22 protein-coding genes are annotated in these 24,678 nt (G+C 45.4%); 15 read left to right on the forward strand and 7 right to left on the reverse strand.

What is annotated here, in order from left to right:
- The first annotated feature begins 34 nt into the window (after positions 1-34).
- A complete protein-coding gene (locus FKN05_RS12280) occupies positions 35-1,375 on the forward strand; it encodes a transglycosylase SLT domain-containing protein (RefSeq protein ID WP_099610769.1) in 1,341 nt (446 codons plus the stop codon).
- Positions 1,376-1,567: 192 nt separating this feature from the next.
- Positions 1,568-3,490, forward strand: a complete 1,923-nt coding sequence (locus tag FKN05_RS12285; protein WP_170887659.1) for a methyl-accepting chemotaxis protein — start codon at positions 1,568-1,570, stop codon at positions 3,488-3,490.
- Between the two features lie 192 nt (positions 3,491-3,682).
- On the opposite strand, the gene FKN05_RS12290 is transcribed toward FKN05_RS12285, so the two are convergent.
- The 4 genes from FKN05_RS12290 to uhpT all read right to left on the reverse strand — a co-directional run bounded on the left by FKN05_RS12290 (position 3,683) and on the right by uhpT (position 8,728).
- Positions 3,683-5,023, reverse strand: coding sequence for an MFS transporter (locus tag FKN05_RS12290; protein WP_170887660.1), 1,341 nt, complete (start codon positions 5,021-5,023; stop codon positions 3,683-3,685).
- A gap of 8 nt (positions 5,024-5,031) precedes the next feature.
- Positions 5,032-6,531 (reverse strand): signal transduction histidine-protein kinase/phosphatase UhpB, encoded by a 1,500-nt coding sequence (uhpB, locus tag FKN05_RS12295; RefSeq protein ID WP_170887661.1) that lies wholly within the window; start codon positions 6,529-6,531, stop codon positions 5,032-5,034.
- Positions 6,531-7,139, reverse strand: coding sequence for a response regulator transcription factor UhpA (uhpA, locus tag FKN05_RS12300; RefSeq protein ID WP_099610767.1), 609 nt, complete (start codon positions 7,137-7,139; stop codon positions 6,531-6,533). The genes uhpB and uhpA overlap by 1 nt, the downstream gene beginning before the upstream one ends.
- Positions 7,140-7,327: 188 nt before the next feature.
- Positions 7,328-8,728 (reverse strand): hexose-6-phosphate:phosphate antiporter UhpT, encoded by a 1,401-nt coding sequence (uhpT, locus tag FKN05_RS12305; RefSeq protein ID WP_099610766.1) that lies wholly within the window; start codon positions 8,726-8,728, stop codon positions 7,328-7,330.
- A gap of 367 nt (positions 8,729-9,095) precedes the next feature.
- On the opposite strand from uhpT, the gene FKN05_RS12310 reads away from it, so the two are divergent.
- The 8 genes from FKN05_RS12310 to FKN05_RS12345 all read left to right on the forward strand — a co-directional run bounded on the left by FKN05_RS12310 (position 9,096) and on the right by FKN05_RS12345 (position 14,500).
- Positions 9,096-9,530, forward strand: coding sequence for a NifB/NifX family molybdenum-iron cluster-binding protein (locus FKN05_RS12310; RefSeq protein ID WP_157928682.1), 435 nt, complete (start codon positions 9,096-9,098; stop codon positions 9,528-9,530).
- The gene (locus tag FKN05_RS12315) at positions 9,523-9,840 is read left to right on the forward strand and encodes a DUF5320 family protein (protein ID WP_099610764.1); all 318 of its coding nucleotides are present in this window, start codon (positions 9,523-9,525) and stop codon (positions 9,838-9,840) included. Before FKN05_RS12310 ends, FKN05_RS12315 begins: the two co-directional genes overlap by 8 nt.
- A 71-nt stretch (positions 9,841-9,911) precedes the next feature.
- Positions 9,912-10,244 (forward strand): NifB/NifX family molybdenum-iron cluster-binding protein, encoded by a 333-nt coding sequence (locus tag FKN05_RS12320; protein ID WP_099610763.1) that lies wholly within the window; start codon positions 9,912-9,914, stop codon positions 10,242-10,244.
- Positions 10,245-10,310: 66 nt separating this feature from the next.
- Positions 10,311-11,159, forward strand: a complete 849-nt coding sequence (locus FKN05_RS12325; RefSeq protein WP_099610762.1) for an ATP-binding protein — start codon at positions 10,311-10,313, stop codon at positions 11,157-11,159.
- Complete coding sequence (locus FKN05_RS12330) at positions 11,156-12,031, forward strand: ATP-binding protein (protein WP_099610761.1); 876 nt, start codon at positions 11,156-11,158, stop codon at positions 12,029-12,031. The genes FKN05_RS12325 and FKN05_RS12330 overlap by 4 nt, the downstream gene beginning before the upstream one ends.
- 14 nt (positions 12,032-12,045) lie before the next feature.
- On the forward strand, positions 12,046-12,384 hold the full coding sequence (locus tag FKN05_RS12335) for a NifB/NifX family molybdenum-iron cluster-binding protein (protein ID WP_170887662.1): 339 nt from the start codon (positions 12,046-12,048) through the stop codon (positions 12,382-12,384).
- Positions 12,385-12,643: 259 nt separating this feature from the next.
- Positions 12,644-13,234, forward strand: a complete 591-nt coding sequence (locus FKN05_RS12340; RefSeq protein WP_099610759.1) for a YjaG family protein — start codon at positions 12,644-12,646, stop codon at positions 13,232-13,234.
- 24 nt (positions 13,235-13,258) lie between these two features.
- On the forward strand, positions 13,259-14,500 hold the full coding sequence (locus FKN05_RS12345; RefSeq protein ID WP_170887663.1) for a mechanosensitive ion channel family protein: 1,242 nt from the start codon (positions 13,259-13,261) through the stop codon (positions 14,498-14,500).
- Between the two features lie 102 nt (positions 14,501-14,602).
- Here FKN05_RS12345 and FKN05_RS12350 read toward each other — a convergent pair whose 3' ends face one another.
- A complete protein-coding gene (locus tag FKN05_RS12350; protein ID WP_099610757.1) occupies positions 14,603-15,667 on the reverse strand; it encodes a CNNM domain-containing protein in 1,065 nt (354 codons plus the stop codon).
- 458 nt (positions 15,668-16,125) lie between these two features.
- On the opposite strand from FKN05_RS12350, the gene hupA reads away from it, so the two are divergent.
- Entirely contained in the window at positions 16,126-16,398 is a 273-nt protein-coding gene (hupA, locus tag FKN05_RS12355; protein WP_099610756.1) for a nucleoid-associated protein HU-alpha, read from the forward strand.
- A gap of 40 nt (positions 16,399-16,438) precedes the next feature.
- Positions 16,439-17,134: a DUF1481 domain-containing protein gene (locus FKN05_RS12360; RefSeq protein WP_170887664.1), complete on the forward strand. Its 696-nt coding sequence runs from the start codon at positions 16,439-16,441 to the stop codon at positions 17,132-17,134.
- Between the two features lie 82 nt (positions 17,135-17,216).
- On the opposite strand, the gene purD is transcribed toward FKN05_RS12360, so the two are convergent.
- On the reverse strand, positions 17,217-18,509 hold the full coding sequence (gene purD, locus FKN05_RS12365) for a phosphoribosylamine--glycine ligase (protein ID WP_170887665.1): 1,293 nt from the start codon (positions 18,507-18,509) through the stop codon (positions 17,217-17,219).
- Between the two features lie 82 nt (positions 18,510-18,591).
- On the reverse strand, positions 18,592-20,184 hold the full coding sequence (purH, locus tag FKN05_RS12370; RefSeq protein WP_161427954.1) for a bifunctional phosphoribosylaminoimidazolecarboxamide formyltransferase/IMP cyclohydrolase: 1,593 nt from the start codon (positions 20,182-20,184) through the stop codon (positions 18,592-18,594).
- A gap of 277 nt (positions 20,185-20,461) precedes the next feature.
- On the opposite strand from purH, the gene zntR reads away from it, so the two are divergent.
- The 3 genes from zntR (at position 20,462) to cadB (ending at position 24,651) form a co-directional block, all read left to right on the forward strand.
- Positions 20,462-20,860 carry a Zn(2+)-responsive transcriptional regulator gene (zntR, locus tag FKN05_RS12375; protein WP_099610752.1) on the forward strand — a complete coding sequence of 133 codons (399 nt, stop codon included), beginning with the start codon at positions 20,462-20,464 and terminating at the stop codon, positions 20,858-20,860.
- A 153-nt stretch (positions 20,861-21,013) separates the two neighbouring features.
- Positions 21,014-22,582, forward strand: a complete 1,569-nt coding sequence (cadC, locus tag FKN05_RS12380) for a lysine decarboxylation/transport transcriptional activator CadC (protein WP_161427953.1) — start codon at positions 21,014-21,016, stop codon at positions 22,580-22,582.
- 728 nt (positions 22,583-23,310) lie between these two features.
- Positions 23,311-24,651, forward strand: coding sequence for a cadaverine/lysine antiporter (gene cadB, locus FKN05_RS12385; RefSeq protein WP_099610750.1), 1,341 nt, complete (start codon positions 23,311-23,313; stop codon positions 24,649-24,651).
- The last annotated feature ends 27 nt before the right edge of the window (positions 24,652-24,678 follow it).

Below are 24,678 nucleotides of genomic sequence, written 5' to 3' on the forward strand. Positions count from 1 at the left end.
TGTTTATCCCTGCCTTTTTTATCAGGAATAAATGATGAAAGGCACAAAAAAGCCCCTCTTGGTATTGTTATTGAGTACGTTATCTTCAGTGAGTGTGGCCAATTCAGAGGCGGCGTTTGCTGAACTCACTCAAGCAACCGAGCAGGTAAAACAGAGTAAACAAGCGCAATATCAAGAATTTGAGAAGTATGTTGATGCACGGCTAGATGAGTATGAAGCGTGGCGAGACGCGTATACCACTCAACTTGATCAACAGCGTCTGGCGTTAATTGATCGTTGGGGAAGCGCAGAACTCTCCGATTCGTCCACCGAAGTGACTTACAGTGAGAGCAACGCGGTCAAAAGGGTCGTCGATTATGAAAATAATACCGCAGTGGTATCGGTATTAGTCGACCCTTCAATGGATCAAGCTCAGGTGAGTCAGCTCATCGAAGCGCAAGCACAACTTTCCGATGGTGAAACTTTAGATTTGACTCAAGCGGAAGTCTCTACCGCAAACCTTGACTACTCGGTGACCCAAGAGCAAAAAGAGAAAAAATTTATCATTGAGCAAACCTACGCGCAAATGAATGAATATGATATTCAGGCCGACCGACTCATTGCGGCGAATATTGGGGTGGCTGATGATTTTATTTACCAGCGGGCCTATCGAAAAAAAATGGCGTTACTTGATGAAGCGAAAGCGCGAATAATGGTCATTAGCCAGCAGTATCAAGCTCACCGCCAACCGCTTACAAATTCTTCCACAGAGCAGGCGACCGATCAGGAAGTTACGGCTCCACAAGCGCCGAAAAAAATCATCAGTTATAAAGTCAACTTACCGAACAATAGTTTAGCGACGAGGGCAAAAACCTATCAACCGTTAGCGCTGGAAGAAAGCGGGAAATGGGCGTTAGATCCAGCACTGGTGATGGCCATCATGCACAGTGAATCTGCGTTTCGTCCTCAAGCAAAATCGCATGTGCCTGCATTTGGTTTAATGCAAATCGTCCCAACGACGGCAGGGCATGATGTGAATCGACGGATACGTCAGATTGATGCGCCGATGACAGAAGCTGATTTATATCAGCCTGAGATTAATGTTGAAACGGGGGCGGCGTATTTACATATTCTCAATAGTAGTTATCTCAAAGCGATTACCGATGATCAAAGCCGTTTATATTGTACGATTGCCGCTTACAATACCGGTGCCGGTAATGTGGCGCGTACTTTTAACCCCGATCGCTCGACCAATATTCGTCAAGCTGCTGTGATTATCAATCAACTTACACCAGAACAAGTGTATCAACGGTTGATCCAGCATTTACCTTACGACGAGACAAAACAGTATCTGCAAAAAGTTTCGACTCGGATGGCGTTATATCAGCCAGAATAGCGAGAAAGACAAAGCCGTGAGCCCAGCCTGACGCAATTGAGGATCGCGTTCCCAAATGATTTGTGACCTGTATTAAATATCCTAATATTTATGTTAAGAAGATTGAGATAGATCAATTGGATGATGTTTAGCAGGTTCACAAATCGTGCACTTCACCGATAGTAAATAAAAGTGCAAAACAAGGGATTCGGTATGTTTGACCAGTTTAAAATTCAGACTCGCGTGATGTTCGCGATAAGCTTGCTGGTGGTGTTAGTTTCGGCGTTAACCATCGCACTATCATTGTCGAAGTCGCGAGAGGCGGTGAAGGTGGCTGAGATGCGCGAATTGAGGGGCTTTTATGATATCGCTCTGGCGCGGATCGATAGCAGTGGCAATTTAGCTACTGGGTTGGCCAAAGTGGTTGCTCTAACGCCAGAAATCCAACAGGATTTTGCCTATCGAGATCGCCAAGCGCTAGCAAGCCGTGTGATACCGATGTTTAAAACCGTGGCACAAGAATATGGTGTGAGACAATTTCAGTTTCATACTCCGCCGGCAATCTCCTTTCTTCGTGCTCATAAGCCAGAGAAATTTGGCGACGATCTCGCCTCGTTTCGTAAAACTGTTGTGATCACCAATCAGTCTCAGCGCACGATCATGGGATTGGAAAAAGGGGTCGCAGGAATTGGCATTCGCGGCATTGTTCCGGTTTATTACCAGAAGCAGCATGTCGGCTCCGTGGAGTTCGGCATGTCGTTTGATCAGACCTTTTTTGACCAGTTTAAACAGTCCTTTGGTGTGGATGTTAATTTATATACCGTTGAAAATGGTCAGGTAAGCACTTTTGCTTCTACTACAGATGGCGTCATGTTAAGCGCACCCGAGCAAATCATGGCGGTATTTAAAGGGCAAGCTGAATTCGAACAGGGTCGCAGTGAGTTAAAAGGGAAACCGTTAGCGACCTATCTGCACACCATTCCTGATTATTCTGGTCATCCGATCGCGGTGATAGAAATTGCGATGGATCGTAGCCACAGTGTGGCAGCGGAACAAGGGCTGTTGTACCAAGCCATGTGGGGAGCGTTAGCGGCGCTGGTATTAGGTTTGCTTGCTGCGTATTTGATTGCGCTGGGCATTACCAGCCCAATTAATCGAGCGGCGAAAGCGATGGCTGATATTGCACATGGTGATGGTGATCTCACATTGAGGTTGGATGACCGTGCTAAAGACGAAGTGGGAGAATTAGCGCGCCAATTTAACCACTTTGTGAACAAAGTGCATGATACCGTCGTGCAAGCAAACCGAGTTTCTCTATCGCTGAATTCTGCCGCAGAGCAGCTTTCTCAGGTGACTGAGCAAACTGGGAGTATCATTCAACGGCAGCATTCGGAAACCGAGCAAGTGGCCACGGCAATGAATGAAATGGTCGCAACGGTGCAGGAAGTCGCGAAGAATGCTGCTGAAGCAGCAGAGGCAACCGAAGCAGCCAATAAAGCAACATTCGACGGACAATCGATCGTGGCTTTGGTGGTTGGGGGAATAAATCAGCTGTCGAATGATATTGAACAGACCGGACAAGTACTTCAACAGTTAGAGCAGCAGAGTCGTGATATTGATGCCGTGCTTGAGGTGATTCGTAGTATTGCCGAGCAGACAAACTTATTAGCGTTAAATGCCGCGATTGAAGCGGCCCGTGCCGGTGAGCAAGGGCGAGGTTTTGCTGTGGTTGCTGATGAAGTCAGAGCTTTAGCAAGCCGAACTCAGCAGTCGACCGAAGAAATCCAAACCATGATCGAGCGGCTGCAGCAAGGTTCAAAACAGGCCGTCAATGTGATGCAGCATAGTATTGATAGCTCGGGACATTCTGTTCAGCAGGCCGAACAAGCCGGTACCGCGTTGCATGAAATTACCATCACCGTTGAAACGATTAACGCGATGAATATTCAGATCGCCAGTGCCGCCAGTGAGCAGGTTTCTGTTTCTGATGAAATTAACCGCAACATCGCTAATATTAATGATGCGGTTGCCCAGACGGTCAATGCCTGTGAGCAATCAGAACATGCCAGCCTGGAGTTGAAAGCGTTGGCACAACAGTTGAGCCAGCATATGAGCCATTTTAAAGTGCATCAGTAGCACCGCTTATAATCCCCTTCTTACTTGAACCTGCCGGGGGCTACGTTCGTTGACCGTAATCATATAGCCTGTCTATGCTTATGGGGATGAACTCACTTGCCGCCTACCTGCAACTCCAAGTTGTTTGGGCATAGTGAGAGGTCATTACGGGCTGTTGACCTTTCGCGATGACATTTTGTTCGAAATTGCTGCTCAATGGTGTGTGATGTGGCGCTGACTTTTAATCGGCAATTGAGCCAAAAGAAAAGGCAACAGCAGTAAGCCGATGACTCCAGCGCAGAGAGCAATGGTGATAAAGAAACCATTCCACTGGTAGTGTTCCAAAATGATGGCCAACGGATAGCCTGCCAGTGCTGCGCCCATGTAGGCAAAAAGCCCAACAAAGCCGGTTGCCGCCCCTGCAGAGTCTTTATGGGAGCATTCTGCCGCCGCCATACCAATTAACATTTGTGGCCCAAACACAAAAAAACCGATACAAAATAAGGCCGCTGACTGAAATATAAAGTGCGTCATAGGCATGAGCCATAACGCGGCAACCGATAAGAAGATACCAATCGCGAATAGGAGGTTCATCGGGCCGCGGTTACCAGCAAATAATTTATCCGATCCCCAACCTGCTACCAGTGAGCCAATAAATCCACCTACTTCGAATAAAGACAGCGCGGCATTGGCGTTGATTAGGCTGTAGTGATGCTGCTCGGTTAAGTACAAGTTTCCCCAGTCGTTAATGGCGGTGCGTACGATATAAACTAAAATATAACTGGCAGCGAGTAACCAAATATAGCGATTAGTGAAGACATACTGGGCGAGTATTTGTTGGTAACTTAATCCTTGCCCTTCATTTTCTTGAGCCTGTTCTAGTGGATCGTTCCTCCAGTTACCCACTTTAGGTAAACCTTGAGTAATGGGTTTATCTCGCAATCGCCAGCAGAGAATCAACCCAATAAGTACCCCAATCACGCCCGGCCAAATAAAACCATGTCGCCAACCAAAGTGCAGTGTTAGGTAGCCAACCATGATCGGAATCAATGCCCCACCAACATTGTGCGCCGTGTTCCAAATGGCCCAGTACCAACCTCGTTCAGAGCGAGAATACCAAGTCGTTAATAATTTGGAGCAAGCCGGCCAACCCCATCCTTGAAACCAAGCATTAAGAACCCAGAGTAAAATAAAGGCGCTGATCGAACTGGAAAAGCCAAAAGCAATGTTGATAAAGCCAGTAGCAATCAAGCCGATACCCATAAAATAGCGCGGGTTTGAGCGATCAGAAATTGTCCCAGAAATAAATTTAGAGCAACCGTACGTGATGTAAAATAACGTTCCTAATAAGCCAAAGTCGCCTTTATCTAATCCTAAATCCGTCAGCAAGCTAGGGGCCGCATAGTTGAGTGTTCGCCGTGTAAAGTAGAACCCCGCGTAGCCTAGATACATACCAAGCATGATGTGTAAACGCCAGTAGCGATAGGTCGCATTGATCGTTGCGGGATCGGTCAAGGGTGAAGGGGTATGGGAACGATATAAAAAACTCAACATGGCTACTGCTACACTATGGGTAATTGAGCATACAATTGTGTGCCGCTCGGTGATGAACTTTGTGACTGGAGAGAAAACCGCCCACCTAATGCTTGTACTCGCTCTTTCATGCCTTTGAGCCCCATCCCTTGCAGGCTATCGATTTGGCTAAAACCAATACCATCGTCTTGGATGCATAAAGTGATTTTTTCTGCCACCACGAATGAAATGTCAATATTGTTCGCTTGAGCATACTTACGTGCGTTATTTAATGCCTCTTGACACAATCGAAATAGGGTGACTTGCAGTGTATCGCTGAGGGTTTCCACTTCACCTTGCACGGTTAAGTTGACTTGAATGCCATTACGGGCAAACTCCATCTCTCGGATCAGTTGCTGAATGGCTTCTAAGAGGCGTAAATCATCTAACGATCGTGGCCGTAATTTACTCAGCAGCCGTTTGGTCGTGTCGTAAACATTCAGTGACAGTTGTTCAATGGTATGAGCGCAAGCCTCTTTTATTTGGGTTTGCTCTGCACGTTTAATGATACTGGCTTGAGTACGAATGGCGGTAATGCTCTGGCCTATCTCATCATGTAACTCGCGCGCGACTTCTTTTCGAACGGACTCTTCTGCTTTGACCAGTTGCTGAGATAATGATTGATTACGCCTCAATTCTTGGCGTAATTGGCTGTTGAGATCTTGCTGTCTTTGTACGGCAACCCCGAGAAATAGCCCGGTTAAACTTTGTGCTGAGATAGAGAGTAATAAGTCGGTGATTTCTAGGTTCGTGACATCGCTTCGGGCGGCAATTAAGGCAATACTATTAAGGAGAGTCGCGAGTAACGCGCCCTGCCAGCCATAGCGTAATGCTAATAAAATGATCGGAATCGCGAGGCAGAAAGGGGCAAAGCGGCGTAACTCTTCCGGTAAGCTGGTTTGTAAGATAATGCTAATAAAAAATAGCAGGCTACACAGCGAGATCGCTTTGATATTAAAGCGTGGTGTTCGCCGAATCAGTTGTACTGACAGCGGGATCCAATGGGTCTGGAACAGGTAGTTCCATAATAAATAGCAGGTCGGAACCACCATCAGCCCCCCCGTTAAGCTGACCAACCAAGTGAGATAAATGGAGGGGACGTGCAGGCTGACAGAAGCGGCATTGAGGGTCGCACTTAGGGTAATCAGTGTGCCCATCACCATCAGCCTGCGCCATTGCTCGCCAGTATAATAATGATAGGCCACGGCAGTGATAGGAAGGCTTAATACACTGGCAATTAAAATGGTTAACCATTGTGGCTGAGCCAGTAATAACGCCAAACTGATGGTCAGTGCCCATTCGGTAAGGTAAATAATTAACCAGTAGCGAGGCGCGCAGTGCAGAGTAATTCCCAATCGCAAAGCAAAAGGAAAAAATAATATAGCCAGTTCCGAGTCGTTGACAAAATAGACCCCAATGACCCATAAGCAGAACCACGCACAAGCAGTGACCATCATGCTGCAGAGCGCTGTAAATGGGTGCAGGCGCATTAGTTAAGCTCGTTCGTGATCAGTTTGGCTAACGCGACATTATTCGTGACTCCCAGTTTATCCATACCATTTGCGCGGTGCACATGCACCGTTTTTGGGCTTAGGCCAAGTTGTTGGGCGATGGCTTTTACGTCAATGCCTTCTGCTAATAATTGACACACTTCGCGTTCTCGAGGGGTGAGAGAGGCTAAAGGTGAGTGGGTTTGTTTTGGCATAACCAAACGACTCGCGATTTCGGGGGTCAGGTAACAGCCACCTTGAGCACAGGTTTTGACCGCCTGAATCAATTCATCAGGACTGCATCGTTTACTCAAATAACCTTTCGCGCCTAACTCGAACGCTTTTTCTACCATGGCTGGAGAGTCATGTACGCTTAACATGATGGCCGCAATACCTGAAGGTAATGCTTCTAATAGCGTAAAACCACTCTCATTGGTCATGGAAATATCTAAGATCACCACATCCGCATGACAGCCTGGTAGGCCTCGTGTGGCGTCATCAATGGTGCCAAATTCTCCCGCGACTTGGATCTCGGGATCAAGGTTTAGTAGCTGAGCGAAACCGGAGCGGACAATCATATGATCATCAACTAAGACGACGTTATACATGAGCAGAATCGATTAGAAGAACCAATTGGGTAAATTAACGCCAAAATAGGATGCTGGCAATGAGTAATTGGATAAATACAATATTGATGAGGGCAATAGTGGCAGGCTAGGTCATGATAGGCCTGCCACTTGGCAGCTATCCCCATCCTACTGGTCGACGAGGTCGCTCTTCGGTGGGGAGAGAATCATTAAGCTTGATTGCTTGCAAGCTGCAGCAGGCGTTTTTTCTCTTTACGAATTTTTCGCTCTTCAGCTATCGCCACAAAAGCGAGTAAGGTAATACAAAGAAATGCAGAGGTATCCAGCGCAGCAAAGGTACCTTTCCAACCGGTAAGACCAAAAATTGGTGTTCCATCAGCAATCATGCCGAGGCCCAGTTTCGCAAAACTATCCCCGATTAAGTAGGCGAAGGTGCCTTTGACCCCATCTGCGACCGAGATGGCTTTTTTCGGTACGAAGCCAACCGCAGCAACACCAATGAGAAGTTGCGGGCCAAACACCAAGAAGCCAAGAGCAAAAAGGGAGGCCAGATACATAAATTCGCTGCTGGCGTGTTGGTAGAACTCCAGCGTCATAATGATTAAGGCAAGTGATACACAGGCGACTAATGCGCGGCGACCATTGGCGAGATCAGATAAATACCCCCACATCAAGGTGCCAATGAGTGCACCGACTTCAAACATGGTGAAGCCAGAAATTGCCACTTCTTTTGAAAGACCAAGCTCTTGGAAAGCATAAACCGTAGACCATTGGTCAATCCCGATTCGTACGACATATAAGAAAATATTGGCAAAGCAAAGCAACCAAATGACTTTGTTTTTCAAAACATACTCAACAAAAATTTGCCATTGAGTCATGTTGTTCGCTTCGGCAGCAGTATCTTCTTCACTGATCGCTTCGCCAAACAGCTCTTCAACTTTACCTAAGCCGTAAGCTTCTGGTGAGTCACTACCATAACGTAAGCCGATAAAACCGATGATTAATGCCAAAATAGACGGGAAGATAAACATACCGATTACATGGCCATCAAACAGGTAGTTAGCGCCAAATAAAGCCACCCCAGCCGCACCAGCGCCACCGACGTTATGTGACATATTCCATAGCCCTAAGTAAGAGCCGCGTTTATTGCGTGGTGTCCATTTGGTAATGGTCGAATAACTTGATGGCCCACCGGTACTTTGGAATAAACCACTTAATGAATAAAAAGCGATCATTAAGAACAGGCTCACACTACCGCCACCCATACTAAAGCTAAAGCCAAGCATGGCTAAACCGGAAAGGATCAGCATAAAGGGAAGAAATTGTTTGGTGTTTTTACCATCAGCGTAGTAAGAAACTAACGTTTTACCTACCCCATAGGTAATCGAAAAACCAAGGCCGATTAAGCCCAGTTCGGTCATCGATAGACCATAGGTTGAGATCATATCATTTTGCGCAATATTGAAGTTTTTGCGCACCAAATACATGGCCATATAGCCAATAAAGACCACTAAATAAGATTGAAGAAAGGGCTTAAACCACATTTTCCGTCTTACTTCGACGGGGATGTCTAGCGTCGGTTTTCTGACTTGTTCTAGGAATTGCAACATAATACGTTCTCTTTGCCGTATAAATAAAAGGGACATTAAAGCGTTGTCGCAAAGTGTATGTCTTGTCTGATCTCTGAACATCAGAGAGCGGCTTAGGTGAACTAGGAAAAAGTCCTAGAAATGGTGATGTGTTATGCAAAGCGTGAATAAGGTCACGTTTGGTGATGGAGTGAGAAGGTGTTGCAATGGTTGCATTTGTGAATCGAACTGCAATCACTATGCTTGCAATATTGCAACAGTAGTGTGGATCTCTGATTTTTATCTTTCTAGTTTTGTATTAAAAAACAAAGGGATAAGTTTAATTTGTATTTGTGATTAAAGTGGAATGCTTGTTGCTCTATAGGGATTATCAGCAATGGAGTCCAGAATGAAAGTCGCATTAACTATTTGGAATAATCGAATCTCTCCGGTTTTTGATGTTGCACAACATGTCTTGTTGCTGGAAGCGCAACAAAGTGTAATCCAGCAGCAACAAGTGGTCGATTTACCTGTGGACTCGGCAATCAATAAACTGACTTTTTTGGTTTCTCAGAAAGTCGACTTGCTGATATGTGGCGCGATTTCCCGTTCCTTGCAGTTAGCCATTGAAGAACAAGGCATCAATGTTTATCCGTTCTGTTCCGGGGAAGTTTCCGAGCTTATTGAATGTTGGCAGAAAGATCAGCTTGAACGGGTGTCTTTTGCTATGCCTGGTTGCGGTAAGAGACGGCGAATAAGGCAGAGGACACAAGGAAATGGTTGCCGGAACTCAGATAATCACTGTCGAAGACAAATTAAACATTTAGGAGGCAACGATGCCTAGATATGACAAAACAGGACCACAAGGTAATGGGCCACGTACTGGCCGAAGTATGGGGTTGAGTCGTGGGGAAGAGCAAACTCGCATGCGTGATGGTGAATCATGTAAACGCATCAGACGACGTCAGCGAATGAGAAATGCCTGTCAAGACGGGCCAAATTGTAACAGAAGAGATAACGCCGGGGTTGGAAATGGTCGTAGAGCTGGACAAAACGTGCAAGGTTCTCAAGGAATGAGGCGGAGAACTCCTGTTCAAGGACAGGGAAGAAATGCTGTGGGACAAGGCCGAATTGGATTTGTTGACTTTGAATAGCACAGAGCACTTCCTACGGCCTAGTACGAATACAGGCATTAACACGGGACAGTATATAAAAGGGCACATAGATGATAATCGCTTTTACTACCGCATCATCCACGTTGAATGGTGAATTAGATCCTAAGTTTGGTCGAGCGCCAGGATTTTTGATTTACGATACCGATCAGCAAAGTATCCAATATCTGAATAATGACCTCAATTCAGCTTCAGCTCAGGGAGCCGGGATTCAGGCCGCTCAGGATGTTATCGCGGCTGGTGTCCAATATTTGGTCACGGGTTCTTGTGGGCCCAAAGCCACTCTAGTGCTTAAAAGTGCTGGCGTTAAAATTTTTAACAGTGATTCAGTGACGCTGAAGGCGTGTCTTGAATTACTTAATAGCGGCAAGCTCATAGAAGCCTGATCTATAAACTCAAGCTTCGGGAGATAAAAGCTCGGAGCTTGAATTTTTATCAAATTGAGGGAAGTTATGAAGTTAGCCATTGCTTCTGGTAAAGGTGGAACCGGCAAAACAACCGTATCCATCGCATTGGCTCTGTCAGCAGAGAGTACCGTGACTTATTTAGATTGCGATGTTGAAGAGCCTAATGGGAAGTTGTTTTTTCAGCCACAAATAGAGCTAAGCGAAAAGGTTTGCGTACCGGTTCCTGTCATTGATCGTCAACGCTGCACAGGTTGTGGCGATTGTGTTGATATCTGCCAGTTTAATGCCATTGTTACTCAAGGGAAATATGCCATGGTGTTTCCTGAACTTTGTCATAGTTGTGGTGGATGTGTCTATGTTTGCCCTGAAAGAGCCATTACGGAAGAAATGCATCCGGTTGGTTTGCTTAACCAAGGCCAAGCAGGAAATATACGTTATATAGAAGGCTTATTGAATGTCGGTGCATCCATGGCGACGCCGGTGATTGATGCGGTAAAAGAACAGGTATCAGACGGAGTGACGATTATTGACTCACCTCCGGGGACGTCCTGTGCAATGGTGAGTACGGTGCAGGATGCAGATTTTGTTCTATTGGTTACAGAACCCACTCCATTTGGTTTGCATGATTTGAAGATCGCCGTCAAAACGCTTGAAGTGTTAAAGCGCCCCTTTGCTGTCATCATTAATCGTTTTGAGAATATAGATAACTGTGTTGATTGGTTTTGTGCGGATCAGGGCATCGCTGTTTTGCTTCGTATTCCCGAAAACAGAAAGATAGCTGAAGCTTACTCTCGGGGAGAGTCATTGTTTTCAGCATTACCTCAATTAAAAGACGAGTTTAGTCAATTATTGTCTGCAATAAAACTTGTCTTAGAATCGGGAGAGGTTGCATGAAGGAAATTGTGATTTTAAGTGGTAAAGGAGGGACAGGTAAAACCAGTCTCACAGCGTCATTTGCCTCGTTAGCCAATAAAGCGGTATTCGCTGATTGTGATGTTGATGGTGCCGATTTACACCTGATCCTTCAACCTGATATCCAGACTATTCATACCTTTACCAGCGGACATGAAGCGGTTATTCGCACTCAAGACTGTTCGCAGTGTGACGTATGTACCGATTACTGCCGTTTCGGTGCCATCCAGCGTAACGAAGAAAGTGGTGAATATCGTATCGATCCGATTGCTTGTGAAGGCTGCGGTGTCTGTGTCCATTTTTGTCCTGATCATTGTATTGACTTTCCTATAAGGAAATGTGGTGAATGGTATCATTCAAACACCCGTTTTGGCCCTATGGTTCACGCGCATTTGGGTATCGCAGCCGAAAATTCCGGAAAACTGGTGAGTCTGGTGAGGCAGGAAGCAAAGAAAAAAGCCAGACAAATACAGGCTGATGTTTTGTTGGTTGATGGGCCTCCCGGAATAGGGTGTCCAGCTATTGCTTCCATTACTGGTGCCGATTTTTTGGTATTAGTTACCGAACCAACATTATCAGGAAAGCATGATATTGAACGTGTTTTGCAGCTGGCGAAACATTTTTCCCTACCAGCTTCTGTCGTGGTAAATAAATGGGACATAAACCCTGATATGACGGCCGAGATTGAAGGTCTTGCTGCTGCTTATCGCGCTCATATTCTTGGACGAATCCGATATGACAAAGCGATCACTCAGGCTCAAATCGAAGAGAAAAGCGTGATCGAGCTAGGTGAGAGCGATGTATCAAAAGAGATTCAAATTATTTGGAATCAAGTACAGGCAATTGCTTGTTAGATAAAGGAAATAAAATGAAAATAGCTATCCCTGTCGCAGACGGAAAACTTGATCTACATTTCGGTCATTGCAAAAACTTCGCACTATTAGATGTGAATTTAGATACTAAAAAAATTGTCTCACGAAATGATGTTGATGCTCCTCCCCATGAACCTGGATTATTGCCAGCATGGTTAGGTGACAAAAATGTCGAATTGGTTATTTCGGGTGGAATGGGCCAAAAAGCGAAACAGCTGTTTGAAGCGCGTTCAATTCAAGTTGTTGTTGGTGCACCATCAGAGACACCAGAATTATTAGTTCAGGCTTATCTTGGTGGGCGTTTAATCTCAGGCGTTAATGCTTGCGATCATTAAGGATCAGCTAGTCTTTTGAGAATTAAGCGTGATTAAAGGGGACAACCAAACCATTAATGTACCCATCGCATTGGTTAACCAGCCTGTTGCTGAATATTTAACCGCCAGCCCAAGATAGGGAAATGATCCTGCTTCCCTATCTTGTTATATCAATCTGACCTTGGGTTATTATCGGGCACATTATCGATAAGCATCCTTTTCCCTCTGCTGGTTATCCAGTACACTTTCGGTGTCTTTTTCCACAACCATTAGAGTGGCTATGTTACAGAACCCATTACAACTTCGTCTTGAGAAGTTTGAACCTTGGCAACAGATTACCTTTATGGCATGCCTATGTGAACGTATGTATCCTAATTACGCCTTGTTCTGTGAACAAACGGAGTTTGCTCAAGCGCGTGGCTATCGAGATATCCTTGATAGCGTCTGGGAGCTGATGACGGTGAAAAATGCTAAAATCAATTTCGAACGTCAATTAGAAAAGCTGGAAGTCTTAATTCCGACCGCCGCGGAGTTTGAGCTTTATTTAGTTTATCCCGCCATTGATGCCTGTGAAGCATTGTCTACCTTATTGCATGGCTTATTAGATCGGGATGATCTTTACCAATCGATGCAAAAAATCAGTCAGATCTCGGTGCGTACGGTTGCCCAGTTGGAAGAAGCGCAAACCGGTGACGTCATTACCAACGATAATCAGAAAAATAATCAAGCGGTGTGCGAGGAATGGGATGTGCAATGGGCAATTTTTCGACCGTTACGTGAAGCGACTGAGAGAGATATTGAGTTGATCAAAGATTTACGCCAAGAGTTGCGTGATGAATGTGTCAGCAATATTGGTCTCACTTTAGACTAAGAAAAGTAAGAAAAGGAGTAAAGCATGCTGGAATCCATGACTCAATGGTTGAGTCAATATGGTATTAAGATGTCGCAAGTGATTCAGCTGACTGAAGCTTTGGGGCTGATTGTGCTGATTGCCATTGTTATCCATATCCTATTACATCGAGGTGTGGTGGCTTGGTTAAAGCGGCATGCTGAACAATCTCAGGCTTCTTGGCGTCATGTGCTTTTTGCTGGCAACTTATTTAGCCGTATTGCATTAATGATTCAGGGGATAGTCATAGGGATTCAGGCCAAATGGTGGTTGGCTCCGGAGAGTGCAATACGAGAAAGTATTCTGATGTTTGTCGCGCTGTGGGTGGTGATTTATGCGCTACTAGCTTTGTACTCATTGTTGAACGCATTGGAGGTGTTACTTTCTCGAACCTCGATTGGGCGAAATATGCCCCTGAAAGGCATTTCTCAAAGTCTGAAAATCATTTTGTTTATTATTGCCGCGTTATTGATCACTTCGGTTCTGATTGGCAAGTCACCCTTGATTCTACTCAGCGGTGTTGGTGCGATGACCGCTGTGATTATGTTGGTATTTAAAGATCCTATTTTAGGATTAGTTGCCGGAGTTCAACTCTCGGCTAATAAGATGCTCAGTGTCGGTGACTGGCTAGAAATGCCAAAATATGGTGCGGATGGTGCTGTGATTGATATCAGCTTAACCACGGTCAAGGTACAAAACTGGGATAAAACCATTACCACGATTCCGACTTACGCACTGATTTCTGATTCGTTTAAAAACTGGAAAGGAATGCAGGAGTCAGGGGGGCGACGGATCAAACGTAGCGTGCTGATTGACGCCTCGAGTATCCACTTTTTATCTGAGCGTGAGATTGAACGATTAACCCATGCTCAGTTACTGGAACCTTATATAAAACAAAAGGTTGAAGAAATTACCGCCTATAATCGTGAGCATCAGGTGGATGATAGTACTCCGATAAATGGTCGTCGGTTGACCAACTTAGGCAGTTTTCGGGCTTATTTAGAACGCTACCTTCGTGCTCATCCTGAAATTCATCAGCATATGACCTTGATGGTGCGTCAGCTGGCACCGACTCATGAAGGGGTTGCCTTAGAGTTATATTGCTTTACGGCCACCACGGTTTGGGTGGAATACGAACGGATTCAGTCAGATATTTTTGACCATCTTTATGCTGTGTTGCCAGAGTTTGATTTACGCGTCTCTCAGGCTCCTACCGGGAGTGATTTTCGCCATTGGCAGATGCATTGAAATTGGCAGATGCATTGAAGCTGTTTTGGTCTTTTTCGCCATCCACCGCTTAGGCGGGGATGGCGTTTTATTGAGGGACGGATAGATTTCCCCTAGGTGCGCTTATTGTGGGTCTTCTTCATCTCGGCTTTCAATCACCCGGTGCTCTTTTTTCCAGCGCTCCCAACGTTCAGTCGCAAGTTGTTGCATGTCGGTAATTTTATCGGCCTCATCAATGATTTCTTCGCCCAGTAAGTGTTCAAAAATATCCTCTAAGGTTAACAAACCTTGCACCGTACCATATTCATCCACCACCAACGCCAGTTGTAAGCGCATTTTAAGCATTTGTTCAAACGCTACAGGCAGTGTTTGGGTATTAAGTAGTACATGGATCGGGCGCATGACGGCCCCGAGTTGCTGATTACCAAGACCATTTTGATGTAATTTGAATAATTCCAACCGATGAACAAAACCAAGGATGTTATCGGTATCTTCGCTATAGACTAAAGGCCGAGAAAAGGGCGTATCTTGATGCTCTTGCAGAAACTGGTTAACCGACATTTCTGCTGGTACTCGGAACAGAACTGGCCGAGGAGTCATCACTTGGGTCACCGGGACGGCCCGAATATTAAGTAGATTATTAAGGATTTTAGATTCACCGACATCAAACTCGTCGCTATCACTGGCCATTAAGGCCATCGCCGACAGTTCATCGCGCAGCCTCGGGGTTTCATTTCCTTTTGCTAATCGCTTGGTGATTTGTTGAGAAAACCAAATAAAAGGCGTTAGCCACCAGATCATGGCACGCAGAATTGTTGCACTCAACGGAGCCAATTGACGCCAATAGGTTGCCCCGATCGTTTTCGGAATGATCTCAGAAAAAACTAATATGGCCAGCGTTAACAGAGCAGAAAATAGCCCTAACCAATGATTACCAAATACCAAGGTCGCTTGCGCGCCCGCGACAGATGCGCCGACAGTATGCGCGATCGTATTGAGCGTTAAGATAGAGGCTAGTGGACGATCAATATCTGCTTTCATGTCGCTCAGTTTTTGAGCTGCAGGATGAGATTGTTGTCTCAGTTGAGCAATATAGCTTGGGGTGACACTGAGTAGCACCGCTTCAAGTACCGAACAGATAAATGACACACCAATAGCAATCGTGATGTATAGAGTAAGCAGTAGCATAAAGTCCTTAGCATTAAGCTGGTCGTGATCAAAAAATGGTGATGTTAAAAATTAGGTGTCTGACCGGGTTAATGTGCTGTGTTTCTATCGTGATTTACTCTTCATAGCAAGAAAAATTACTCAGTTAAACGTTCAATTTGTCGTGGTTAAAGTCGGATACTGTTTTTATCTAAGCTGGTTTTGATCCAGTTTTTGATGCTTGTTGTCGCTATGTTGAACTATATCTTTCCAACTTGCCGTCTCCCTGCAACGCTAAGTTGTTTGGCTATAAATAATGGCGTCAACGTCCAAAAACAAGGTTAATACCTACCATCATCAAGGGGAAATTGTGAGTTAAAGCTCATATTATGGTTAAAACTACGTCAGAGAAGCCGAAGTGACGCGACAAACCTTTGCCAGACAGGGGCTTTATGTTTTAGAGTGGGCTGAATTTGACAACCTATAAGAAGGGAAACCTAATGAACAAAACCCAATTAATCGACTTTATCGCAGAGAAAGCAGATCTTTCAAAAGCACAGGCTAAATCTGCTCTTGAAGCTACTCTTGGTGCTGTTGAAGGGGCACTGAAAGAAGGAGACCAGGTTCAACTCATTGGTTTTGGTACATTCAAAGTAAATCATCGTGCCGCTCGTACGGGGCGTAATCCAAAAACAGGTGAAGAAATCCAAATTGCTGCGGCCAATGTTCCAGCGTTTGTTGCTGGTAAGGCACTGAAAGATTCAGTAAAGTAATTTATACTACGCCGAGGTATCTTATCTCGGCGTCTCTTTTATGAAAAAACGGCTTCTGCTACAACTTTATACCATAGGCTTATTGGCCGGTTGCGCCTCTTCTCTCCCTCATCCTAACCTTGAATTACTGCATGATTACTCCGGTGGTCAAACTCTCGGCGATGCGACGCGTCTCTACTGGTACACCGAGTATCAGAATCGTCCAGTAAAAGCTTCAGACTATGTTTTATTAGGTGACTATGGACACTATCAGACCAGTTATCGCTGGGAAGATGGACAAGTTCGTGAAGTGGTTCGGGAAGGTATGCAGTTAAAGGATAACGCGTTGGTGCCTTATCGCGTTCATTTAAGATTTAACCAACAAGGTGAGGCGATTTATCAGCAGTTTCGCCTCGAAGGTAAAGTCCTTCCCCTAAACCAACAGCAGTGGCGCGAGTATCAACAGCAGGCACAAGGTTTATCTGAACTCAGTAAAGCGCAAGCGAGTCAACATATCACTTTATTTCAAGGTGTTTGGCGCGATCAGACATTGACCAGTTGTTCGGCGCAATCGTTCTCTCAAGTTACCTTTGACGCTTCGGTTCCTGAATGGATTCAATCACGTTTGAACGACGAGCATTTTCTTGTTTTGTTAGGTAAAAAGACTCGAAATCAATTGCAGGTTCAAGATGTACTGATGATGACGGACAGTCAACATGGATGTATTGAACAGCCTGAATTGATTGGCGATGAGTGAATGGTGCACGATAACGATAGGTAGATAAACAAGCCGGGATACCCGGCTTGTGAGACAACAGAGTTGCGATTAAGCGTTTGGATTACTTCTCCGCTTGCTCGCGGGCGATAGCGCGATAACCGATATCATGGCGGTAGAACATGCCTTGCCAGTGAATTTGCTTCGCTAACTGATAAGCATGTTGTTGGGCTTGATAAACCGTTTCACCCAGTGCCGTAGCACATAAAACCCGCCCACCATTGGTCAGCACCTCACCTTGTTGCTCGACGGTTCCGGCATGGAAAACCTTTTGGTCGCTTGTTGCTGTCGTGGGTAAACCGTGGATCACATCCCCTTTACGATATTCGGCAGGGTAGCCGCCTGCGGCTAAGACGATACCGATCGATGCGCGAGGATCCCAGTGTGATTCGACTTGGTCTAGCTTGCCATCAAGTGCGGCGAAGCATAACTCAACCAGATCCGACTGCATACGCATCATGATCGGCTGTGTTTCCGGATCGCCAAAGCGACAGTTGTATTCAATCACTTTTGGTGTGCCTGAACGATCAATCATGAGACCCGCATATAAAAATCCAGTATAGGGATGGCCTTCTTCTGCCATACCACGCACCGTTGGATAAATTACTTCCTGCATGATCCGTTCATGAATATCTGGCGTGACGACCGGAGCCGGTGAGTAAGCGCCCATCCCGCCCGTATTTGGGCCCGTGTCGTTATCACCGACGCGTTTATGGTCTTGGCTGGTCGCCATCGGTAATACATGTTCACCATCGACCATAACAATAAAGCTGGCTTCTTCACCCTCTAAAAACTCTTCAATCACAACCCGGCTGCCCGCGTCACCAAACGCGTTCCCTGCCAGCATGTCTTTAATGGCGGCTTCTGCTTCTTGCACCGTCATGGCGACAATAACGCCTTTTCCAGCGGCAAGCCCATCAGCTTTCACGACAATCGGTGCACCTTGCTCTCGCACATAAGCCAGTGCGGGTTCGATTTCGGTAAAGTTAGCATAAGCCGCGGTTGGAATACGATGGCGAGCTAAAAAGTCTTTGGTAAAGGCTTTTGAACCTTCAAGTTGTGCTGCGGCCTGAGTTGGGCCAAATATGGGTAAATTAGCGCTACGAAAGGCATCGACGACGCCAAGTACTAATGGAATTTCTGGGCCAACAATGGTCAGGTCAACCTGTTTTTGCTCAGCAAATGTCACCAAAGCAGCGATATCTTCGACCGCTATGTTGACGTTTTCTAACTTGGGTTCAAGCGCAGTACCGGCATTGCCAGGCGCAATAAATACGGTATCTACTTGAGGGTTTTGTGCGACTTTCCAGCCTAGAGCGTGCTCACGACCGCCAGAACCGATAACGAGAACTTGCATAAATAATTACCTTAAATTTTTATATTAGGCCCGAGGAAGAACAGGTCCTAGGACCTAGAACCTAGAGAACCTAGAACCAAACTCAATGACGGAAATGGCGCATTCCAGTGAAGATCATCGCCATGCCGTGTTCATCCGCAGCGGCGATGACTTCTTCATCACGCATGGAACCCCCAGGCTGAATGACGCATTTAATACCCGCTTGGGCCGCGGCATCAATGCCATCACGGAAAGGGAAGAATGCATCTGACGCCATGACACACCCTGCTACTGGTAAACCTTCATCAGCGGCTTTAATGCCTGCAATTTTCGCTGAGTAAACGCGGCTCATTTGCCCTGCGCCGACGCCAATCGTCATGTCACCTTTGGCGTAAACAATCGCGTTGGATTTTACATACTTGGCCACTTTCCAGCAGAACAACGCATCTTTGAGTTCTTCTTCCGTGGGTTGACGTTTGGAGACGACGTTAAGGTCAGCGGTTGATACCATGCCGTGATCGCGTTCTTGCACCAGTAAGCCGCCATTGACCCGTTTCATATCCAAACCGGTAGTTTTGCTTGACCATTCACCACACTCTAGTAGACGAACATTTTTCTTCGCTGCCACCACTTCGACCGCTTGCGCTGAGACTTTCGGTGCAATGATCACTTCGACAAACTGGCGTTCCACAATTGCGTTTGCTGTTGCTGCATCAAGTTCTCGGTTGAAAGCGATAATGCCACCAAAGGCCGAGGTGGGGTCGGTTTGGTAAGCGCGGTTATAGGCTTCGAGAATATCGCTGCCTAGGGCGACTCCACATGGATTGGCATGTTTGACAATCACACAAGCGGGTTCCACAAACTCTTTAACACACTCTAATGCTGCGTCGGTATCAGCAATATTGTTGTAAGAAAGGGCTTTGCCTTGGATTTGGCGAGCGGTCGCAACCGAGGCTTCTTGAGGGGTTTCTTCTACGTAGAAAGCGGCAGATTGGTGGCTGTTTTCACCATAACGCATATCTTGCTTTTTGATAAATTGCTGGTTGAAAGTGCGAGGGAAGGTCGATTCTTCATCCCCTTCTGTGTTGTCACCATAAGAAGGAACCATAGTGCCGAAGTAGTTGGCAATCATGCCGTCATAGGCGGCGGTATGTTCAAATGCGGCAATGGCTAAATCAAAACGCGTTGCCAGTGTGAGTGAGCGTTCATTGGCATCCATTTCTGCAATCACTCGTGAATAGTCTTTAGCATTGACCACAATGGTCACATCTTGATGGTTTTTGGCGGCTGAACGCACCATAGTTGGCCCGCCAATATCGATATTTTCTACGGCATCTGCCAAAGTACAATCGGCGTTTGCCACGGTTTGAGCAAAGGGATACAGGTTAACCACCACCATGTCGATGGATTGAATGCCGTGCTCGGCCATGATCGCGTCATCTTGACCGCGACGGCCCAATATGCCCCCGTGAACTTTGGGATGAAGGGTCTTTACTCGCCCATCCATCATCTCTGGAAAACCGGTATAGTCAGACACTTCGGTCACGGTAATTCCTTGTTCCGCCAACAAACGAGCAGTACCGCCAGTGGAGAGAATATCGACACCTCGTTGCGCAAGGGCTTGCGCAAACTCAACAATACCAGTTTTATCGGATACGCTGATCAGAGCGCGACGAATAGGGCGAGCGTGGTTCATGCTTCCATTTTCCTTCAATTTATACGATGTTACATCGTGGACTATCACTAAAGAGCTTTACCACAATGGCCGATACTATGCGTTAACATGATGGCATTCCTCACTGGGGTAAAGGCCTTTTACTGATTATTTTAATGATGCATATTCTAGCGAGTTTATGTGAAAAGATCTCGAGCAATCGTTTGGCATTGGGAAAATAACCGTTAAAAAGGCCTTTTTCAAGTAAAAATGCTGTTAGCAACGCGCACTTTAATCAGACAGAAAAAAGGATAAGCGGATGTTTCAAATTGGTGAATTAGCGAAACGTTGTGGGGTGTCGAGTGATACGTTGCGTTTTTATGAGAAAAATGCGCTGATCAAACCGGCCGGACGCAGTGAGTCCGGGTATCGTTTGTATAATGAAGCGAATGAACAGCAAGTCAGTTTTATTTTAAAAGCCAAAGCGTTGGGGCTTAGCCTTGATGAAATAAAAGAGTTGCTTGAGATTAAACTCGAAGCTACCGAGCATAGCTGTGCCGAAGTCAAGTCAATTACCAGTGCTAAGCTCAAATTGATTGATGAAAAAATTGCAGAGTTAAATCGAATTCGATCGGCACTGAAAAAAATCAACGATGCGTGTTGTGGCGATACTGATGATGATGCCAGTCACTGCTCAATTTTAGCGGCCTTAGAATAGCCCAACCTTAGTTTCCATTTTTGAGGCTTTTGAGTGTTAGTCTTGCGGAGTAAAAAATCAGTATAATTCGCCTCTTTTGTTATTGGATGGTTAGGGATGGATCAGTCGCGGTGAGATAACTCACTGCCTTTACTGTGACTTCATGGTGTACACATGGTTGGAAGATGCTTTCAAATCAACGACTGGATGCTAAGTGTTGATGAAAATAAATTGTATCGCCAAAATAGGGAAGTTTCGGTTGAGCCAAGATTGATTAATCTATTGTATTTTTTAGCAAAAAATGCCGGCGAAGTCTTTGGTCGAGAGGAATTAATCGAACATGTCTGGGGTGGCGCTATCGTCACCGATCAAGTGGTTACTCAATCTATTTTTGAATTGAGAAAATTGCTACGTGATGGACGTGAAGAAAACATTTCTTATTTAACGACGGTACCTAAGCGAGGTTATAAATTAGTCGCCACGGTCACTGAAGTTTTTTCTGATCCTGTGCATCAATTGCAGGAAGGGGATCTTAGCCCACCAATCACTGTCGACGATGCCCGGGCCATTGAGCAAGAGGGCGCTGTTTCTTCTTCTGATATCACTTTCCCGGCGGCCCCATTAACTCGAGCATTTCAATTTCGTTGCACGACGACCAAAGATCATCATACGGCATTTAAACGCTGGCGAACTTTGATTTTTGATGTGCTATGGATCAGCGTGCTTATTATCGGCTTTGGCCTTTTTACCTATCATCAATCTGATATCTCGATCACTCAAGCGGTCGATACGCGTTTAATTGAATTTAGATTTGATCACGGCTTTTCTCAACACGAGGAGCGTGCCGAATTAGCTGATGGGATTGTACAAAAATTAGCGGCAGATATAAGCCAAGTGACCCATTACCGTATCCGACTGAGTAAGGCTCGCTTTGCATCGGGAATATTACCGGGAAAAACCGTGACTGTATTGGTTAAAGAGCAAGAGGATAAGGCTTATCTCGATCTGGAATACCGAAATAATGCATCCGGTACCATTTTATTTAGTCGTCAATACTTGTTGGTTCCTCCACACTTGAATCGTGTGCTTAAACAGGTCTCGTTTGACTTAATGCAGGCCTTACAGGTCGTTGATGCTCAAAGTCATGTAGAGCAGTTAATGGCTGGTCTGCCGGTGAATCACCAAACACTTTCTCAATTAATTCGAGCGCATCATTATTTGAATACCTCACAACCTGAATCATTTCAACGTGGGATTCAATTATTAGAGCAAGTATTACGTGCTGAGCCAGACAATCGTTATGTGCAAGCAGAATTATTAGTGGCTTATTATGTACAAGTCGCTTTAGCACCAGAGCAAGCGTTAGCGCAAGATCGAATTAATCAACTGACGTATCAGCTCATCAACGCCACTCAATTGGCTGACGTTGACATTCAAGGGCGCATTGTTGAAGCGTTAGCGCTGCATGAAATCGTATCCAACCGCCCTGAACAGGCGCATATTTATTTGCAGCAAGCATTTACCCAGCGTGAATCGGTATTAGGCTATGTGTTGCGGGGTAAGCTTTTTGAATTAAACGGGGATATGGAGGCTGCCAGTGATGCTTATAGCGAAGCTTTTTATATTGATACCTCATTAGAAACCTATTTATTATGCGAAAACCTAGCGTTTTATAGCAACTTAAAATCAATTGATTATGCGCTTTATCGCTCAGTACACCCTTCTGTAACCACCGTGCTATAGCCTTTATGGATAACGTAAACTGACGGTTATGGTGATGATGCGCTTTCCAGTTATCTTGGATGATTGGAGGAAGGCGTCGATTTACTGATCCATCTTTCTTACTCATCTTATTTCTTACTTACGACGCTTTTTACTTAGGACAGTTTCCCCGCTACTGCCTTTCCCTTGCTTGTTCAATGATCAGGTCGATTTGATCGCAAGATCGTTCTCAATCCACGTGTTGCGTTAGGAGTGATGGAACGGTTGCGCACGATGAAAAAATCACTCAGCTATGCTTCCCTTTAACGGTTTAAGTATACCCAAACAACTTGGAGTTGCAGGTAGGCGGCAAGTGAGTGAATCCCCATGAGCATAGACAGGCTATGTGATTGGGGTGAAAGAACGTAGCCAACACCCCTGCAGCTTCAAGTAGGAAGGGTATAAAGGTTGATAACTTTATTGGGTATAAAGATGAATCGTGTGGGGTGGTTTATATCTTTATATTTTTCCTATTGACACAATTTTTTGTCAATAAGGCTTTGTATTTTAAATTGTTTATATTTTTTATTTTTATCAGCTTGTGACCAAAATAAAGATTTGGTCATTTTTTTATTGATAATCACATCTTGATTTTTTCTGCGCTTTTTCAGCGTAACCTTCGCCCTGTTCAGTGAAGGAGCCTGCTTGTGTTGCGCTCTTTTACTTCTGAGGGTTTGAGCAAATAGCTCGTGGAAAAATCGGGAGACGTTATGTCATCGAGTACCAAAAAAATTGGCGTTATTGCCTGTACAGGGGTCGTCGCAGGTAACATGATGGGAAGTGGCATTGCCTTGTTACCATCAAGTCTGGCGACCGTTGGATCTATTTCTTTATTTAGTTGGATTATCTGCATTATTGGTGCGTTGAGTCTGGCTTTTGTTTTCGCACGTTTAGCGACAAAAAACCCACAAGAGGGTGGCCCGATTGCTTATGCTGGGGAAGTGTCACCAGTGTTTGGTTTTCAGGCTGGCGTACTCTACTACCATGCTAACTGGATTGGTAACCTCGCGATTGCCATTACGGGTGTTTCTTATCTTTCTGTTTTCTTCCCTATTCTGAATAACCCGGTTCCTGCTGGTTTGGCAACCATTGCTTCTGTATGGCTTTTTACCTTGGTTAACTTACTTGGTGGCAGCTGGGTGAGCCGTTTATGTACGATTGGTTTGGTGCTGATTTTGATCCCGGTTCTTGGAACGGCGTTATTTGGTTGGATGAATTTTGACATGGCCATTTATCAGCATAACTGGAATGTGTCTGCTGGTAGTGATAGTCATGCAATCATCAGCGCGGTACTTATTTGTTTATGGTCGTTTGTGGGGGTTGAGTCTGCTGCGGTTTCTTCCGGTATGGTTCACAATCCAAAACGCACTGTTCCATTAGCAACCATGCTGGGTACAGCATTGGCCGGTGTTATTTATATTGTTTCAACTCAGATGATTAGTGGCCTTTTCCCTGCGGGTGAAATTGCCGCTTCTGGTGCCCCTTTTGCGATGGCAACCACCAACTTATTTGGTAGTTGGTCTGCACCTTTTGTGTCTGCCTTTACCGCATTAGCCTGTTTTACATCATTAGGTTCTTGGATGATGTTGGTGGGTGAAGCCGGTAAACGTGCGGCGGCTGATGGTAACTTCCCGAAAGTTTATGGTGAAACGGATAGTAATGGTGTACCGAAAAAAGGCTTAATCCTTGCGTCGCTGAAAATGACAGCCTTAATGATTGTGTTGATGTTGTTTAGCTCGCAAACCGCTCATGCCGCGGACATCTTTAGCCAACTTACGACCGATGCGGTACTACTGACCATGCTGCCTTATTTTTATTCCAGCATTAACTTGATTCGCTTTGAAGGTATGACCACCCGTAATGGTTTTGTCATGCTCTTCTCTGGTGTTGCTTGTGCTTTTTGTATGATTGCGCTTGCAGGAGCAGAAGGAAGCACACTGACCGCAACCTTCATCATTTCATTAGTCATATTGATGTTCTACAGCAAAAAAGCCGGTTTTGCTCAATACCATGAATCGCATAAGCAGCGCGTTTCGACGTCAGCAGCTTAATTCCTCAATGCTAGCGCTCGCAATACC

Origin of the sequence: Vibrio sp. 1-1(7) (assembly GCF_013048485.1) — a bacterium.
Lineage (GTDB): Bacteria > Pseudomonadota > Gammaproteobacteria > Enterobacterales > Vibrionaceae > Vibrio > Vibrio fujianensis.